This is a genomic window from Aneurinibacillus terranovensis DSM 18919 (assembly GCF_000430625.1).
GTDB lineage: Bacteria > Bacillota > Bacilli > Aneurinibacillales > Aneurinibacillaceae > Aneurinibacillus_B > Aneurinibacillus_B terranovensis.
This window is the reverse complement of sequence record NZ_AUMJ01000076.1, coordinates 1-17,255: the sequence shown is the minus strand read 5'-3', so window position 1 is coordinate 17,255 and position 17,255 is coordinate 1. Positions and strand designations below refer to the sequence as shown.

The following is a 17,255-nucleotide window of genomic DNA, read 5'->3' as shown; positions in this document are numbered from 1 at the left end:
GTGGTATGGACGTACTGTCGTTGCCGTAGGTAAAACCTTTGCTTCCTCTCAGCTCTGTTCGTGTTGTGGATACCAAAACAAAGAGGTTAAAGATCTTAACTTGCGACAATGGAAGTGTCCTTCTTGTCATAGTGAATGGGACAGGGATGTAAACGCAAGTTTGAATATTCTTGCCGAAGGCAAAAGACTACTATCTGCATAATCGCAGTAACCGCAGGAACTGCGGGGATAGCTTGGTGGTACATCATGTACTAATTCTGCTCAGTAGAGCGGACTACCCAAGAATCTCGTGGCTTTAGCCATGAGAGGTTCAAACCATATTATACACAGGTAATTAATTCCTGTAAATAAATAACTGGTTAAATATTCATAGTTTCAATAATTTGTAACAAGATGATTGGAGGCAATAAAGAACGTTACTCTCAGACTCGGTGGGCAATGGAAGGGTCCGCTTCTTATTTTTTGCAGGAATGTTCCCTTTCAAGGAGTAGAAACTGGCTATGTTTTAAAAAAAGGGAGACCTGTCCGGATGTTTCGGACAGGTCTCCCTCTGTTCCCGTTAAAGAAAGTATATGTTGCTTTACAGTGTTAAAGCAACATATACTTTCCTCCATGGGTCAGCTGAGAAAAACTTGCGGGAGTGTGCCGAACGTTGCTTTTTCGATGTGGAGCGTGTGGCCGGAAGGTCGATCAGACCGACAATTGTCTCCATCATTGAGGTACCCGGATGTTTTGTCGGTCCGACCTTCCGGTCACTAAGCGGCCGTTTCGCTACCCTGCAGAAAAAGGACGAGCGGCAACGCCCGCGAGTTTTTCTCAGTACCACGGACAATCTCTGCTTCCAGTTAGCGGGGAAAACTTGCAAAAAATAGAACGTACCATTCCATTCGCCCATCTACTCCTCCTGCTCTTTCTTATACTGCTCAATCCCCTTCTTAAACAGCTCCAGCAGCACGTCATGCTGGGTCTTGCTTTTAACATAGCTGCGGATGTTGTCAATTTCTTTTACTAATTCCGCGTCAAGATGAAGGTTGACCGTTTTTCCCTTTTCTTTCGCAATAATCTCAACGCCTTTTCCCCGGGAATGCAGGACACCGTTTATTGTCATCTCATCCGTGAGCAAACGTTTATCCGGTATATAAATTTTTTCTGCTTCGATAATAATTTTGCTTGCATCCTCGCTAAAATGAATCTTCATTTTCTCGTTTTGGTTCTTGTTCTCATCTCTAATCTTTCGTGCAATCAAAATGTTTTCATTCGTGTTTTTGATTTCTATTACAACCATTGTTCTCTCCATTTGACAATAATCTTTCTGGTATATGTTCCAGGCTTGAAAGGTCGGGAAGCTGTAGTTTATATACGAATTCACCCTCCAGTATGTCACACTCCATAATAACACCCCGTAGATTTTGTGGAATATAGCACACCTCGTCCAGTATGTCATAGAGGGGTTCAATGTACCCCCTCTCATATAAAAACGGAAAAACAACCGAGCGCAAATAGAGATTTCGCTTCTTTCCCTGCTTGGTTTTTAAGGCCCAAAAATGCTCTCGTTCATCGATGGCGTCGCCAAGGTGTCCATCATCTGTCCAGCGCTTAATCGTAGACATGTTAATGGTCTTGCCGCTGCGCATGGCAACAAAGTCAACAATTTCTTTCGAAGAAATATAGCGCTTTCTACATTCTTGTTGTTTTTTAGACTGGGCCAACTCCTCCTCCAGTTGACGTAATAAACTCTTCTTTTCCTGAATTTCCTGCCGTAAGCGTTCGATGGCTTCTTCTAATTCCATGTTTCATTCCTCTCAGGACGCAATACTAAATCAATTCTTAACATGTAGTTGGATATATTTTAACAAAATTTGAAAGGTTATAAAATAAATTTTTATCACTTATAAAATATTTAATAATTTCAATCAATTATGTTGATAATTCATTTTTAATGTACTATTATAAATATATATTTCAGAAAATTATAATAAGATTAAACAAAAGAATAAGGAGGAGAAGCTCTTGGGCCATCAGACGTTCATAACGGTTGAGCAGTTGCAAAAAAATTTTCAAGAATATATTCCGCCACTAAAAGATAAAGCGGCGATGGATGAAGCGAATCGCTGTTTGTACTGCTACGATGCTCCCTGTATTAAAGCTTGCCCTACAGGTATTAATATTCCATCATTTATAAAAAAGATTGCGTCCGGGAATATCAAAGGATCTGCCCGTGTCATTATGGAATCCAATCCGGTCGGTGCAAGCTGTGCGAGGGTTTGTCCAACGTCAGAGCTTTGTGAAGGCGCGTGCGTTCTAAACGATGCGTCAAGCCCGATTATGATTGGCCAACTGCAGCGGTATTCAACGGATTGGGCTATCCGTAATAAGGTCTCCTTATTTGGAAAAGGGCAGAGCGTAGGGAAAACGGTCGCGATTATCGGCGGAGGCCCTGCCGGCTTATCAGCGGCCCGGGAGCTGGCCCGGTTTGGTTTCGATGTCACCATATATGAAGCCAGACCCCAGGCCGGCGGTTTAAACACATACGGCATCGTCTCCTTCCGTTTGCCTCAGGACATCTCTCTGTGGGAAGCGGAGCAGGTGAAAGCATTAGGTGTTAAGATTCTGACGAATGTAACGGTCGGCCGTGACATCACCGCAGAGGAAATCCTTGCCGACTATGATTTTGTGGTGCTGGCCGTCGGGCTGGGCAATGTTCCACAATTAGGCATTGAGGGCGAGGAATTGGAGGGGGTGTATGACGCCATTCAGCTTGTTAAAGATACAAAAACGAAACCACTGTCAACATTGAACGTTGGAAAGCGTGTCGTGGTGGTTGGTGCCGGCAACACTGCGATTGACGCCGCCACATGCTCTAAGCGGTTAGGGGCAAAACACGTGACGATGCTGTACCGCCGTACCGAACAAGAAATGACCGCGTACGATTTCGAATATGAATTTGCCAAACAGGAAGGTGTGGAATTCAGATGGCTTTCCGCTCCCACACGAATTATCGGCGACGAGAACGGCAAAGTAAAAGCGCTTGAAATCGTGCGGATGAAGCTTGGAGAACCGGATGCTTCCGGGCGCCCCCGCCCCGTAAAAATAGAGGGATCTGAATGTACTATCGAAGTGGATTCGATCATTAAGGCGATCGGACAGTCTAAACTGCTGTCGGTTATCGAAGCGTTTGGGCTTGCTCACCAGAACGGCATTGTTGAAGTCAATGAAAAGAACCAAACATCAAATCCGAAAGTGTTTGCTGCCGGGGATTGTATTTTTGGATTAGGTAACGCGGAAGCGATGGTAGTAGATGCGGCGCAGCAGGGCAAAAAGGCGGCGTACGGGATTCACAGCGTCCTGCTTCCAAATAAAAATGCGTCGATGGTATAACGGAAAATATCATGATAAAGGGGAGGAAACGATATGGCAGATTTGAGAATTGAACTGGCCGGGATTCAGTCACCCAATCCCTTCTGGCTTGCTTCCGCACCTCCTACGAACACCGGCTATCAAGTTCAACGTGCGTTTGAAGCCGGATGGGGCGGAGCTGTCTGGAAAACGTTGGGGGATCCCATTGTGAATGTAACGTCCCGCTTTGCAGGTTTGACGTATAACCGGCAAACCGTTGGGTTTAATAACATTGAATTGATCACGGACCGCCCGCTGGAAGTCAATCTTAAAGAAATGAAAGAAGTGAAACGGAACTTTCCTAATCACACGCTAATTGCGTCCCTCATGATGGAACCTGACAAATATCGTTGGCAGGAACTTGTCAAAGCGGTGGAAGACATCGGGGTAGACGGCCTTGAATTAAATTTTGGCTGCCCGCATGGGATGGCGGAACGGGGAATGGGTTCGGCCGTTGGACAGCAGCCCGAGCTTGTTCAAATGCAGACCGCATGGGTGAAGGAAGTAGCCCGAACCCCGGTTATCGTAAAACTAACGCCGAATATCACTGACATCCGCTATACGGCGCGTGCCGCCGTACAGGGTGGTGCTGATGCCGTAAGTATGATTAACACGATCAATAGTCTAATGGGGGTTGACCTTGATACGTGGAATACCATTCCGCATGTCGATGGAAAAGGTGCGCACGGCGGCTATTGCGGCCCGGCAGTCAAACCGATTGCGTTAAACATGGTGGCGGAGTGTGCCCGTGACCCGCTCGTCGGAGTGCCGATATCGGGAATCGGCGGCATTTCAAACTGGCGTGATGTCGTTGAATTTATGTTAATGGGTGCTTCGGGAATTCAGGTATGTACAGCAGCTATGCTGTATGGCTTTCGTATTGTCGAGGATATGGCTGAAGGGTTGAGCAATTACCTTGATGAGAAAGGCATTGCCTCTGTCATGGATATCGTAGGGAAATCTGTCCAGCGTTACTCTGACTGGGGGAATTTAAACCTTAACTATAAAATTGTCGCGCGAATTGACGAAGAATACTGCATTCATTGCAATCGGTGCCATATTGCGTGCGAAGACACATCCCACCAGTGCATTGATATCGTTCCGAACGGTGCGGGCAAAGAAAAACTGGTCGTTCGGGAAGAGGATTGCGTGGGCTGTAATCTATGCTCTATTGTTTGTCCAATTGAGGACTGCATCACGATGGTTGAAGTGCCGACTGATTTACCGCCGCAAACTTGGAAGGAACGGCAGGCGGCCATAAACTCATAGGGAGCCATAAACTCATAGAGACATCAATGAACGGATAGAGTGCAGCAAAACTGATAGGGAGAAGCAAACCGATACACAACAGCTAACGGAAAGACAGCGGCAAGTGAACTCAAGTGGGAGGCGAATTGGAATGGCAAAAGTAATCAAAGGGGGAACGGTGGTAACCGCTTCCGATATTTATCAAGCCAATGTGTTAATTGAAGGGGAAAAAGTAATAAGCATTGGGGAGAACATAGATTCGGGAGACGCTGAGATTATCGACGCGAAAGGATGTTATGTTTTTCCTGGAGGGGTTGATCCGCACACACACCTTGACATGCCTTTTGGCGGGACGACGACGGCGGATGATTTTGAGACCGGAACACGTGCGGCCGCATTCGGCGGAACGACAACGGTTGTAGATTTCTGCCTAACCCGGAAAGGGGAGCCGTTAAAAAGCGCGATCCAAACCTGGCATAAAAAAGCGGATGGAAAAGCCCTGATCGACTATGGCTTCCATCTGATGATAAGCGAAATCAATGACAATGTGCTGGGCGAGCTCTCACAGGTCGTTGCAGAAGAGGGAATCACATCGCTTAAGCTATTTATGGCATATAAAAATGTCTTTCAGGTCGACGATGGGACACTGTTTCAAACGCTGACCAAAGCGAAAGAGCTTGGGGCTCTTGTGCAGGTTCACGCGGAGAATGGAGATGTCATCGATTATCTTACAAAAAAAGCGCTCGCTGAAGAAAATACAGACCCGATTTACCATGCGCTGACCAGGCCTCCGGAAGCGGAAGAGGAAGCGACAGGCAGGGCGATTGCAATGGCAGCTCTCGCCGATGCTCCGCTGTATGTTGTGCACGTTTCATGTGCCGCGGCCGCGAATAAAATCAAAGAAGCGCGTGATGCAGGGTACAAAGCGTGGGGGGAAACATGCCCGCAGTATCTTGTACTGGATATTACGGCGCTGGAAAAACCTGATTTTGAAGGAGCGAAGTATGTGTGGTCACCGCCGCTTCGCGAGAAATGGAATCAGGAAGAGCTGTGGGCTGCGTTGCGCAACGGCAGCCTGCAGACGGTCGGTTCCGATCAGTGTTCCTTTAATTTTGCAGGGCAAAAAGAATTAGGAAGAAATGATTTTACAAAAATACCAAACGGAGGGCCTCTGATCGAAGACCGTTTTTCCATTTTGTATTCAGAAGGCGTGCATAAAGGCAGAATCGGGCTTAATACATTCGTGAATGTCGTTTCGACAAATGCAGCCAAGCTGTTCGGTCTTTTTCCGAAGAAAGGTACGATTGCGGTCGGCAGCGACGCGGATATTGTTATTTTCGATCCGAAGGCGGAGCGGACGCTGTCTGCATTCACTCACCATATGAATGTGGATTACAATCCATTTGAAGGCATGAAGGTAGTCGGCGAACCTGTAACGGTACTTTCCCGCGGCGAAGTCATTGTTCGGGACAAACAATTTCTCGGCAAGAAGGGACGGGGCGAATACTTACGGCGGGCAACGTTCCAGCAATACTGATTTGATCAGATCACTACTATGAAAATATCAAAGGTGAAAACAGGAGGCGGAGTATAATGTCAGCAAAAGAAGTCGTTATCGGATTGATTCAGGCCAGTCATGATGTAAACGGGAACGAACCTGTGGAAGTACACAAGAATGCGGCGATTGAAAAGCATTTAAAGCTTGTGGATGAGGCGGTGGAAAAAGGAGCGCAGATTGTCTGCCTGCAGGAGATTTTTTATGGTCCGTATTTTTGTGCGGAACAGACAACCAAATGGTATGAGGCTGCCGAGCCGATTCCGGATGGGCCGACGACCCGTTTGTTCCAGGAAGTAGCGAAGAAAAATGATATTGTCATCGTACTTCCCATTTATGAGAAAGCAGGAGAGGGGATCTATTACAATACCGCGGCTGTGATTGATGCAGACGGGACATACCTCGGCAGATACCGTAAAAAACATATTCCCCATGTGGCAGCTGGCGAGAACGGAACCGGCTTTTGGGAGAAATATTATTTTAAACCGGGAAATGAAGATTATCCGGTATTTGATACAAAATATGGCAGAATTGGCGTTTATATTTGCTATGACCGGCATTTTCCGGAAGGCGCGCGCATTCTTGGCTTGAACGGGGCGGAAATTGTTTTCAATCCATCGGCTACTGTGGCGGGCACATCCGAATATTTATGGAAATTAGAACAACCTGCCCATGCGGTGGCCAACGGCTTTTATGTAGCGGCCATTAACCGTGTCGGATTTGAAGCCCCGTGGAATATGGGTGAATTTTACGGACAGAGCTATCTGGTCGATCCAAAAGGACGGTTTGTTTCCGTTGGAAGCCGGGATAAGGATGAGGTCGTCATTGGTGTCATGGATCGCAATGTGATTCACGAAGTCCGCGATGTGTGGCAATTTTACAGGGACCGCCGGCCGGAAACATATGATAAGCTTTCCGCTCAGGTTTAAAAGCGCGAAAAGTTAAGGCAAAAGAGCAGGGTTCCTTCAGCGGGCCTGCTCTATTTTTAATGTTGTTTATTAAAATAATTCTAAATAATTTGAATTGAACATAGGTTTTACGTATGATATATTTTTACAAGAATAAAATAAGGAGGGACGTGGCAGGAATGGACATCGCTTATCGAGGCATACCATTAAGAGAAGCCAGGGAAGCTGTTGAGAGGCAGTGCTATGTAAACAGTGAGGAACGAAAGTTTTCCAACAGTATAGAAATAAAGGCTGTTTTTGGTCCAGGGGTGTATCTTGTGAATAACTATATTGTAGCCGCCGAATACGCGTATTGCCACGCTGAGTCTACCAATGATTTGGGTTGCGTTGTTCGCCAAACCGTCCATATGAAGAATCCGATGAAACTGGACCAAGAGTTCGGAGAAAAAGAAATCCGCCGGAAAGCCTTTGACTGGAAATTTGCGGAGAAAAAAGTGGAAATACCGATAGCAGGAAAAAGTTTCTATGAATTAAGCCATTGGGCGGGAACGATTATTCGTGAGTTCCTCGTATCTCATCACTACGATGGCATTGAATACAAAATTAGCGAGGAGTTAATCTACTATGTCTGTTATCAACCCTCTGACCAAATTAAACAGATGTGCATTGATTTTATCTATCATATCGATGATGTTAGAAAGCATACGTTTACCGAATTAAGAAAGATTTATAATGAAAACATAACTCCCTCTGCATAAAAAATCCTCTACCCGCTCCGCCGGGGTAGAGGATTGAATGAAGACTTCCATAATCTATCTTGAAATAACTTTATTTCATCCTTCTGCTGGCGCCGCGTTGCGACACATGGATGTCTATTGGGAAAGGACAGTTTCCTGCGAACTTTCCTGCTCTGTGGAAACGCGGTATTCCGTCATCGCATCATACTCTTCTTTCGTCAGGATACTTTTGTCGTTTCGCATGAAATACACGTAGGCGATAATCGAGAAGAGGAGGCCGAATGACCAGGCGTTCTCCCACATAAACGAAAGGCCGGGAATAAATAGACTGATTAACGGAATACCGACCCCTACGATCAGTGCATACACCCCGTTCATGTTAAACCCGGATGAGTAATGATACCTTCCGTCCGTCGCATATAACTCCTTCAATGCCATTCGGCGGCGTCGCACGATCCAATAGTCTGCGATAGCGATGCCGTCAATCGGACCGAGCAGTGCCCCGTACGTACCGAGCCAGCCAAAAATATAATTGCCGAAGTTGGACATGATGTACCATGGCTGCATTAAGATAGCGAAAAGTCCGGTAATAATGGCACCCATAGCAAAGGTAATCCGTTGAGGATACAGGTTTTCAATCGCCCGTGCAGGCGCTACAACATTCGCGCCGACATTGATCGTAATCGACGAAATAACAATGACAATCGTGCCCAGAAAGACGACAAAAGGTGGGAATTTAGCGAGCAGTTGAACCGGATCCCATAGTGCTTGCCCGAAAATAACAATCGTGGCTGAGGTGACGGCAATACCTATGAAGGAAAAGACGCCCATTGTGAGGGGGAGTGAGAAACTCTGTGCCGTCATTTGGGACTTCTGGCTTTTTGCGTACCGGCAAAAATCCGGAATATTTAGCGCCATCGTTGCCCAGAAGGCGATAACACCGGTTAAAGCCGGAAAGAATACTTTTATGAATTGTCCTGTACTTGTAAACTTGGAAGGCGCGGAAAGCATGGGGCCCCATCCGCCCGCGCTTGTAAAAGCCCAGATAAGCAGTATAATCGACGATACTGCGAGTACAGGTGCGGCAATCGCACTCAGGACTTTGATCGCTTCCGGACCTTTATAAGCGATTCCTACATTCATTATCCAGAATAGCGCGAATACAATAGCGGTATGGCCGGGTAAATTCGCCCAGCCGTGGAAGCTGGCCGAGAGAAGTGTATCGATGGCCCCTGTTCCAATCCATGTATTAATGCCAAACCATCCGGCGGCTACAATGGCCCGTGCGAGTGCCGGAATATGAGCGCCTGTGGAACCAAACCACAATCTTGCAAACACAGGATAGGGAATGCCAAACTTTGTTCCTGCGTGGGAGTTTAAAAGAATCGGAATCAGTACGATAACATTACCCAGGAAGATGGTGGCGATTGCCTGATACCAGTTCATCCCTAAACTAATCAATCCGCTTGCCATCGTATAGGTGGGAATGCACAAACACATCCCTATCCATAGGGCGGCAAAATTGAATCCTTTCCATGAATGTTCTTGCATCGTTGTCGGACGTAAGTCTTCGTTCCACAGGGGACTGTGTTCCATCTTTTGAAAGACATCCTCGGAAAGTGTCACAATCCCATTCGATTCGATTTGCGATTTCATAAGCTTCCTCCTTTTTAATAAAAAAATGAGATGTGAAAAATTTAAGAAAATAATTTCGTTTTCTGATACAAAATATGCATTTAAAAATTTTTTATTTATTAATAATTGCATTGAAAATATTTAAGTTGATTATAAGCAGTTTGAAACAAACAGTCAACAAAGTTTTGGAAAAGTCAAAATATTATTTTGTATACATAGTGGACATGATACGATAGTGCATTTTTTCCCTTCGGGTTCTCTTGTACATTTTGACCACTCATCCGGGGTAAGATCATACAAAATGTATAATGAAAATTTAAAAAATTAAATATAATATGATGATTAGCAATCAATTAAAGGGGGGACCGATGAATGAATGCACAAAAGGTGGAAGTTGATTTCATTAAGAATTTCATCGATGGAACGTGGACAAAGTCGGACACTGACAAGTATGAAGATGTATTCAATCCTGCCACCGGAGAAGTGATTGCCAGAGTGCCTCTCAGTACTAGAAGTGAGGTGGACGCTGCTGTCAGCGCGGCAAAAAAGGCATTTGAAACGTGGAAAGATGTTACCGTTGTAGAACGAAGCAAGTTTATGTTCAAGTTCCACGCTATCCTGCTTGAGCATCAGGAAGAACTTGCAATGTTAATTACGCAGGAAAACGGAAAGACATACCATGAAGCGCATGCCGAATTGCTTCGGGGGTTTGAATCCGTAGAATTCTCCTGCGGAATTCCAACCCTGATGATGGGTGATACACTGTCCAATGTTTCAAGGGGCATTGATACCCAGATGATTCGTTTTCCACTTGGCGTAGTGGGTGGAATCACACCATTTAATTTTCCGGGCATGCTCCCTTTATGGATGTTCCCGCTCGCCATTGCCTGCGGAAATACATTTGTTTTGAAGCCTTCCGAGCGGACCCCGTTAAGCGCTATTCGCGTGGTGGAACTTGCTAAGGAAGCCGGCCTGCCCGATGGCGTGCTTAACCTTGTGCATGGGGCTTATGATGCGGTAAACGGATTGTTGGAGCACCCTGACGTCAAAGCGATATCCTTCATTGGTTCCCAGCCTGTAGCAGAATACGTTTATAAAAAGGCTTCGGAAAACGGCAAGCGGGTTCAAGCGCTGGCTGGCGCAAAAAATCATCACCTTGTTATGCCCGACGCGAATTTGGATAAGACAGCCGAAATTCTTGTGAGTTCTGCTTTTGGGTGCGCCGGCGAACGATGCCTTGCTGCAAGTGTTGTTGTTGCCCACGAAGCCATTGCGGATGATTTAGCGCACAAAGTTGTGGAATATGCTGATAAGGTAGCGATGGGGCCGGGAGAAGACAAAAACAATGAGATGGGGCCAGTGATTCGTGAGAGCCATCTGAAGCGGGCTCTCGGATACATTAGCCAGGGCGAGGAAGCTGGGGCCACGCTGATTCGCGACGGCCGGGATGAAGGGGCGAAAACCGGAACCGGTTATTTTCTCGGGCCTACGATTTTCGATCATGCCAAACCGGATATGCCGATTATTCGGGATGAAATTTTTGCTCCCGTCCTCAGCATGATTCGGGTGAACAGTTTTGATGAAGGGATTGACGTCATTCGTGCGTCACGGTTTGGCAACGGAGCGTGCGTTTATACGAACAGCGGGGCGTATGCGCGCGAGTTTGTCCAGCGTGTTGAGGCCGGCATGGTTGGGGTCAATATTGGACTGCCCGCACCGATGAGCTTTCTTCCTTTTTCAGGTTGGAAGGAGTCTTTCTACGGAGACCTGCATGCCAACGGCAAAGATGGCGTTGAATTCTATACGAAGAAAAAAGTAGTAACCACCCGCTGGTATAAAGGTGATGAAACGTCGATTGGACAAAAACGTGATTTTGTAAAATAAAGCGAAAAGGGGCTCACGATATGACAACGAATGGAAACAAAGAAGAACTGCTGCAAAAAGACCGCGAGAAGCTGTGGCATCATATGTCCCCGCACAATCCCAACCCGATTGTTGCCGTGTCAGGAGAGGGAAGCTGGCTGACAGATATTGACGGAAACCGTTTTTTAGACGGTATGTCCGGCTTATGGTGTGTCAATGTCGGCCATGGCAGAGAAGAAATTGCCGAGGCCGCTGCCGAACAGATGAAAACACTCGCCTATTTTCCTTTAAGCCATAGCCATGTTCCCGCTATCCAACTGGCGGATAAAGTGGCGGAGTGGTTAAACGGAGATTACCGGGTTTTCTTCTCAAATTCCGGCTCGGATGCCAATGAGGTTGCCTTTAAAATCGCCCGCCAGTACTTCAACCAGAAAGGCGAGCCTACCCGGCACAAATTTATTTCACGTTACCGCGCGTACCACGGCAATTCGATGGGTGCGCTCGGCGCAACCGGCCAGGCCGTTCGCAAAATCAAATATGAGCCGCTTGGAACAGGATTTCAACATGTGCCGCCTCCGTACTGCTACCGCTGCCCGTTCGGGAAGGAATATGGGTCATGCAATATCGAGTGCGCTAAAATATATGAAGATGTAATCAATTGGGAAGGCGCTGAGACCGTTGCCGGGGTCATCCTTGAACCCGTTATCACAGGTGGTGGTGTGATCGTTCCGCCGGCGGAATACCTCACGGAAGTGCGTGAGATTTGCGACAAGTACGGGGTACTGCTCATCGTTGACGAAGTTATTTGCGGTTTCGGGCGTTCCGGCAAACCGTTCGGCCATCAAAACTTTGGCATTAAACCTGACATTGTTTCCATGGCCAAAGGCATCACGAGCGCATATTCCCCGCTTTCCGCGACAGCCGTCCGCGCTGACATTTACGAAACGTTTAAACAGCCTGGCAAGAATAATCATTTCCGTCATGTCAATACGTTTGGCGGAAACCCTGTTTCTTGCGCGGTTGCCTTGAAAAATATCGAGATTCTCGAAAGGGAGAACCTCGTGGAGCGGGCGGACGAATTGGGGATTCAGCTTCGTCATAAGCTCGATGAATTGGCCGACCATCCGAATGTGGGAGATATTCGCACCTTTGGTTTTATGGCGGGCATTGAGCTGGTTGAAGACAAGAAAAGCAAGCAGCCTGCGGAGTCCGCAAAGGTGACCCAAGTGATTGCGGAATGCAAAAAACGCGGCCTGATGATAGGTAAAAACAGCGACACCGTTCCACAGTACGAGAATGTTCTGACGCTTTCGCCGCCGTTTGTCACAACCGATGAGGAATTGGAGTTTATCGTAAACACGTTGAAAGAAGCGTTCTCTACTTTACTGGTGAAAAACTATTCGGTGTAACCGTTGCAGCGGGCCGGAATGGAGGGATTGCCATTGTCAGTACATTCTTTAACGATTAATAGCAAACGGCTGGAAAAGCGAATTGCCGACCTTGCTCAAATTGGAAAAATTGGCGAGACAGGGGTGTGCCGCCTAGCCCTGTCAAAGGAAGACCGGGCGGCGGTTGACACGGTAAAAAGGTGGATGGAAGAGGCTGGCATGACCGCGTATGTCGATCATTTTGGAAATTTAATTGGCCGTCTTGAGGGGGAAAATCCTGCTGCTCCTGTTCTCATGATGGGGTCCCACATTGATTCACAGCCGTATGGCGGACGATTTGACGGGACAATCGGAGTGCTTGGCGCGATTGAGGTTATTCATACGATGGTCGAGCGGCAAATCACTCCGCACATTCCGATAGAAGTCATTGCTTTTTGTGACGAAGAGGGCTGCCGTTTTAACAAAGGGTTATTCGGAAGCCGGGGAATTCTCGGGAAGCTCGAACAGGGTGAATTAGAACGAACTGATAAAGATGGAATTACCCGGGCACAGGCCCTGCTTGATTTCGGCTGCGACCCGGATAAGCTACAGGATTGCGTGTACCCGGAAGAAAAAATTGCTTCCTATCTTGAACTGCATATTGAACAGGGACCTGTTCTCGAATCGCTCGATTCCCCGATTGGAATCGTAACGGGTATATCGGGTCCGCTCTGGCTGACTGTAGAGATGAACGGTTTCGCAGGGCATGCCGGTTCGGTTCCTATGCCCATGCGCAAAGATGCACTGCTTGCGGCCGCCAAAGTCATCGCGAAACTCAATGACATTGCTTCACAGGATCCGGGGGCCCCTACTGTCGGGACGGTTGGAAATATTGAGGTCTTTCCGAATTCACGAAATATCATCCCCGAGCGGGTGGCGTTTACCGTAGATTTGCGTGACATCGATATCGAACGCCGGCACCGTTATGAAAAAGAACTGCGGCAGGCGATTGAAGACATTGCAGGCGAATGCGGTGTAACCTATTCTATCAGGGAAGACACGAACAGTGAGCCCCGGTATTGCGCGGAGCCTATCATGGATATTATGCGCCAGGAGAGTTCCGCCATGGATGTGAAAGCTCCGGAATTGATGAGCGGGCCGTTCCACGATGCCCTCGCCCTGTCGTATGTGTGTGATTACGGGATGATATTTGTCCGCTGTAAGGACGGAATCAGCCATAATCCAAAAGAATTTTCCACGTATGAGGATATTTCTCTTGGCACAGAATTGCTTTATCGAACGGCACTACGGCTGTCCCAAAACCCAAATTAGGATTTCCGTCCGTGCTTTGGCCATAATTCATCAACAAATAGCCAGTGCCACGTTGTCGTGAGTGCCGGCTATTTGTTTGATTTAAATCCTATACCTGCTTGTTTCTTCCTGAAGGGTGGATTGTGACCGAACGCAAACCCAAACGATGGCGCCGCAATGGAATGGAGCGTTTCTATTTTTTGCGGGGTCTTCCCTTGCAGGGAAGCTTCAGGTGCAGGAGAAAGTATACATTACGAAATATAACCCTTACTATGATCGGTATATTTGTTTAGTTCCAGAGGAAAATGTTAGGGATATTCTAACCAAGCATCTTGAGAAAACAACCAAGTTGCTTTCGGATATTCCAGAACAACGGGCAAATTACCGTTATGCATCAGGAAAGTGGAGTCTGAAAGAAGTGCTAGGTCATATCACAGACAATGAACGTATTATGAGTTACCGGTTGCTTCGGATAGCGAGAGGGGATAAGACTCCTCTTGCAGGATATAATCAGGACGATTTTATTAGAGGGTCCTCTTTTGATTCACACAAGTTATCTGAATTAATCGAAGATTATATGTTTGTACGCCGATCAACACTAACCCTGCTTCGGGGATTGTCTGAGGAAGCATGGTCGAGAAGGGGTTTCGTTAACAATAGTGAGTTATCTGTAAAGGCTTTGGCTTACATTATTGCCGGTCATGAACTGCATCATATAAAAGTCATCAAGGAAAAATATTTAGTCTAGCGGGTGGGGATATTTATAATTTTACTGAAGTCTCAGGGATTGATTGTTCAATAACGCTGCTTCGGCAGTTTTTTTCTTTTGTTACGCTAACGCGAATAGATAGTTCAATTAACCCCTCTTGTCACTGGCGGTTTTTATTTTGGTCAAAAATCGATAATAAACTATAACAGACCAAAAATAAAAACGGACCATTCCATTCGCACCTCCCCTTTTTTGTCTTGCTCAAAACGGAAAAGTGCGGAAAAATAAAAAAGGGAAGCATGAACACATTAGGGGAAGGGTGATCAAATGGACGTAAATAAAGAAAATACGGTGATTGGATTTATTGGAACGGGCGTTATGGGAAGAAGCATGGCTTCTCATTTGGTGAAAGCCGGCTATACGGTGCTGGTGTACAACCGTACACGGGCGAAAACAGATGAGTTAGTGAAATTGGGTGCGCAGTGGAAAGATAAAATAACGGATATTGCCGAACAGGCCAATGTGATTATTACGATGGTTGGGTATCCGAAAGATGTGGAAGATGTCTACCTGGGGAAAAACGGGGTCATTCAGCATGCAAAAGAAGGTACGTATTTAATCGATATGACCACTTCGAGTCCCTCTTTGGCGGAGCGTATTTATAGAGAGGCAAGCTTACATAACATGCATGCGCTGGACGCGCCTGTTTCAGGAGGAGATGTCGGAGCGAGGGAAGGAAAGCTCGCTATCATGGTGGGAGGAGAGCCGGATGACTTTGAAGCGGTTAAACCTATTTTAAGCCTGATGGGGACCAATATTGTTCTCGAAGGAAAAGCCGGGTCCGGCCAGCATACAAAAATGTGTAATCAAATTGCGATCGCGTCTAACATGATGGGCGTATGCGAGGCGATAGCCTATGCGAAGAAGGCAGGCCTTAACTCAGACCTTGTCCTGCAAACGATTGAGACTGGGGCGGCGGGCAGTTGGTCGTTAAGCAACCTGGGACCGCGCATGATTGCCGGTAATTTTGAGCCCGGTTTTTACATCAAACATTTCATTAAAGACATGCAGATTGCGTTGGATTCGGCAAAAGAAATCGGCCTTATGACACCGGGTTTGGAACTTGCCAAATCGTTATACGACCGATTAGCAGCCGAACAGGAAGAAAATAGCGGGACACAGGCCCTATATAAACTGTATGACCGATAAGCCGCTTGGCCAGGATGCGCCAGCCAAGTTTTCTTTATGAAAAACAGCGTTTAATTTTTATGTAGTCAGTTGAGGCACTCTGATATAAAATAAGGAGGTTGTCAGTTTTTGAACATGGAAGGGATGGTACAGCAGTGGAACCCTGGTTGTCAAAAGAATATATCGCTGGAATAGGCGGCCTTCTTTTGGTATTATTTCTTGTTTTATTTATCTGGAATATTGTTCTATCCGTTAAATTCAACGGTCTGAAGAAAAGATTCCGCCGTATCGCCGGTGGGACATCGAAAGAAAATTTAGAGCAAATTCTTGAGCGGTTATTTGACCGGATGGATAAGCTTACCGTGTCCAATGATGATACGAACAGCGAATTGGCGCGCATGCGCCAGTCTATAAAAGAACGCAAGGGTCACCTTGGAGTTGTTCGCTTCCAGGCTTTCCAGAATGAAGGCAGCGATTTAAGTTTTTCTATTGCGCTCCTGGACGATGAGAGCAACGGCGTCGTTTTAACAAGCATATTCGGACGCAGTGAGTCCCGTATGTATGCGAAGCCCATCCAGCATGGAACATCTCCTTATGATCTGTCGGAGGAGGAGAAAGAAGCTATTCGTGCGGCTCTCAAAAATGGGCTGAAAAACGAATAAAAAGGGGTTGCAAGATAAAAGAATTCGTGTTATTTTTATTTTCGTTAAGAAAATAAGATAGGAACCAGGATTCACTTAAAGGGTGGGATTCTTCACTTACTCACTTGCCCCCGTGGTGAATGACGTAGGTCCTAGCGATGTTTACCATACTCATCCTAGGAAGGGGGAACCGAGAGATGGAATATTCTACTTTCGGAAGACATGTCGCGATTGATGTTTGGGGAGTGCCGTTTGAAAAGCTAAACAATGCCGAATTTTTGCAGCATCATATGGTGGAAGCAGCCGAAACATGCGGTGCGACCGTTTTATCTGTTCAGGCCAAGCAGTTTGAACCACAGGGTGCTACCGTTCTGGTTATGCTGTCAGAGAGCCACATTTCCATTCATACGTATCCTGAGAAGGGATTTGCTGCGCTCGATTGTTACACATGCGGCGACACTGTGGATCCACAGCTCGCGATTGATTATCTGGTTTCCATTTTACAGCCAAAGCAATACCACGCAAAGAAAATGGTTCGCGGCATTGGTGAGATTGAAATCCTGACACCTCAAGTGAAACGAATGAGCTTACAATCATAATGAACAAACAATACCAAGAGAGATAGCTGGCTATCTCTCTTTTTTATCGTTAAGGAAAGTATATGTTGCTTTACAGTGTTAAAGCAACATATACTTTC

General features: G+C 46.5%; 17 protein-coding genes. 13 read left to right on the top strand and 4 right to left on the bottom strand.

What is annotated here, in order from left to right; genetic code table 11:
• Positions 1 to 202 (top strand): zinc ribbon domain-containing protein (locus H525_RS26465; protein ID WP_155837300.1); only part of this gene is annotated, 202 nt, incomplete at its 5' end.
• A 378-nt stretch (positions 203 to 580) separates the two neighbouring features.
• On the opposite strand, the gene H525_RS0113980 is transcribed toward H525_RS26465, so the two are convergent.
• The 3 genes from H525_RS0113980 to H525_RS24180 are packed head-to-tail and all read right to left on the bottom strand — an operon-like array spanning position 581 to position 1,790.
• Complete coding sequence (locus tag H525_RS0113980; protein ID WP_027416709.1) at positions 581 to 895, bottom strand: hypothetical protein; 315 nt, start codon at positions 893 to 895, stop codon at positions 581 to 583.
• Positions 896 to 1,285, bottom strand: a complete 390-nt coding sequence (locus tag H525_RS0113975; protein ID WP_035101279.1) for a hypothetical protein — start codon at positions 1,283 to 1,285, stop codon at positions 896 to 898.
• Positions 1,254 to 1,790 (bottom strand): hypothetical protein, encoded by a 537-nt coding sequence (locus tag H525_RS24180; protein WP_051331048.1) that lies wholly within the window; start codon positions 1,788 to 1,790, stop codon positions 1,254 to 1,256. The genes H525_RS0113975 and H525_RS24180 overlap by 32 nt, the downstream gene beginning before the upstream one ends.
• A gap of 220 nt (positions 1,791 to 2,010) precedes the next feature.
• Here H525_RS24180 and H525_RS0113965 point away from each other — a divergent pair, with 220 nt between their 5' ends.
• The 5 genes from H525_RS0113965 to H525_RS24175 all read left to right on the top strand — a co-directional run bounded on the left by H525_RS0113965 (position 2,011) and on the right by H525_RS24175 (position 7,865).
• Entirely contained in the window at positions 2,011 to 3,378 is a 1,368-nt protein-coding gene (locus H525_RS0113965; RefSeq protein ID WP_027416707.1) for an NAD(P)-dependent oxidoreductase, read from the top strand.
• A 33-nt stretch (positions 3,379 to 3,411) separates the two neighbouring features.
• Positions 3,412 to 4,665, top strand: a complete 1,254-nt coding sequence (gene preA, locus H525_RS0113960) for an NAD-dependent dihydropyrimidine dehydrogenase subunit PreA (RefSeq protein ID WP_027416706.1) — start codon at positions 3,412 to 3,414, stop codon at positions 4,663 to 4,665.
• Positions 4,666 to 4,795: 130 nt separating this feature from the next.
• Positions 4,796 to 6,181: a dihydropyrimidinase gene (gene hydA, locus H525_RS0113955; RefSeq protein WP_027416705.1), complete on the top strand. Its 1,386-nt coding sequence runs from the start codon at positions 4,796 to 4,798 to the stop codon at positions 6,179 to 6,181.
• A gap of 56 nt (positions 6,182 to 6,237) precedes the next feature.
• Positions 6,238 to 7,128 (top strand): nitrilase-related carbon-nitrogen hydrolase, encoded by an 891-nt coding sequence (locus tag H525_RS0113950; RefSeq protein ID WP_035101276.1) that lies wholly within the window; start codon positions 6,238 to 6,240, stop codon positions 7,126 to 7,128.
• Positions 7,129 to 7,286: 158 nt separating this feature from the next.
• Positions 7,287 to 7,865, top strand: coding sequence for a hypothetical protein (locus H525_RS24175; protein ID WP_051331047.1), 579 nt, complete (start codon positions 7,287 to 7,289; stop codon positions 7,863 to 7,865).
• Positions 7,866 to 7,979: 114 nt separating this feature from the next.
• Here the strand turns inward: H525_RS24175 and H525_RS0113940 are convergent, their stop codons facing one another.
• A complete protein-coding gene (locus tag H525_RS0113940) occupies positions 7,980 to 9,500 on the bottom strand; it encodes an NCS1 family nucleobase:cation symporter-1 (RefSeq protein ID WP_027416703.1) in 1,521 nt (506 codons plus the stop codon).
• A 351-nt stretch (positions 9,501 to 9,851) separates the two neighbouring features.
• On the opposite strand from H525_RS0113940, the gene H525_RS0113935 reads away from it, so the two are divergent.
• From H525_RS0113935 to speD, 7 genes are all read left to right on the top strand, one after another.
• Positions 9,852 to 11,363, top strand: a complete 1,512-nt coding sequence (locus H525_RS0113935) for a CoA-acylating methylmalonate-semialdehyde dehydrogenase (RefSeq protein WP_027416702.1) — start codon at positions 9,852 to 9,854, stop codon at positions 11,361 to 11,363.
• Positions 11,364 to 11,383: 20 nt separating this feature from the next.
• Complete coding sequence (locus H525_RS0113930) at positions 11,384 to 12,751, top strand: aspartate aminotransferase family protein (protein ID WP_027416701.1); 1,368 nt, start codon at positions 11,384 to 11,386, stop codon at positions 12,749 to 12,751.
• 27 nt (positions 12,752 to 12,778) lie between these two features.
• Complete coding sequence (locus H525_RS0113925; protein WP_425387705.1) at positions 12,779 to 14,041, top strand: M20 family metallo-hydrolase; 1,263 nt, start codon at positions 12,779 to 12,781, stop codon at positions 14,039 to 14,041.
• A gap of 145 nt (positions 14,042 to 14,186) precedes the next feature.
• Positions 14,187 to 14,768, top strand: coding sequence for a DinB family protein (locus tag H525_RS0113920; RefSeq protein WP_051331046.1), 582 nt, complete (start codon positions 14,187 to 14,189; stop codon positions 14,766 to 14,768).
• A gap of 288 nt (positions 14,769 to 15,056) precedes the next feature.
• Positions 15,057 to 15,938, top strand: a complete 882-nt coding sequence (locus H525_RS0113915; protein ID WP_027416698.1) for an NAD(P)-dependent oxidoreductase — start codon at positions 15,057 to 15,059, stop codon at positions 15,936 to 15,938.
• Positions 15,939 to 16,072: 134 nt separating this feature from the next.
• A complete protein-coding gene (locus H525_RS0113910; protein WP_051331049.1) occupies positions 16,073 to 16,579 on the top strand; it encodes a DUF4446 family protein in 507 nt (168 codons plus the stop codon).
• A 176-nt stretch (positions 16,580 to 16,755) separates the two neighbouring features.
• Positions 16,756 to 17,157: an adenosylmethionine decarboxylase gene (gene speD, locus H525_RS0113905; RefSeq protein ID WP_027416696.1), complete on the top strand. Its 402-nt coding sequence runs from the start codon at positions 16,756 to 16,758 to the stop codon at positions 17,155 to 17,157.
• The last annotated feature ends 98 nt before the right edge of the window (positions 17,158 to 17,255 follow it).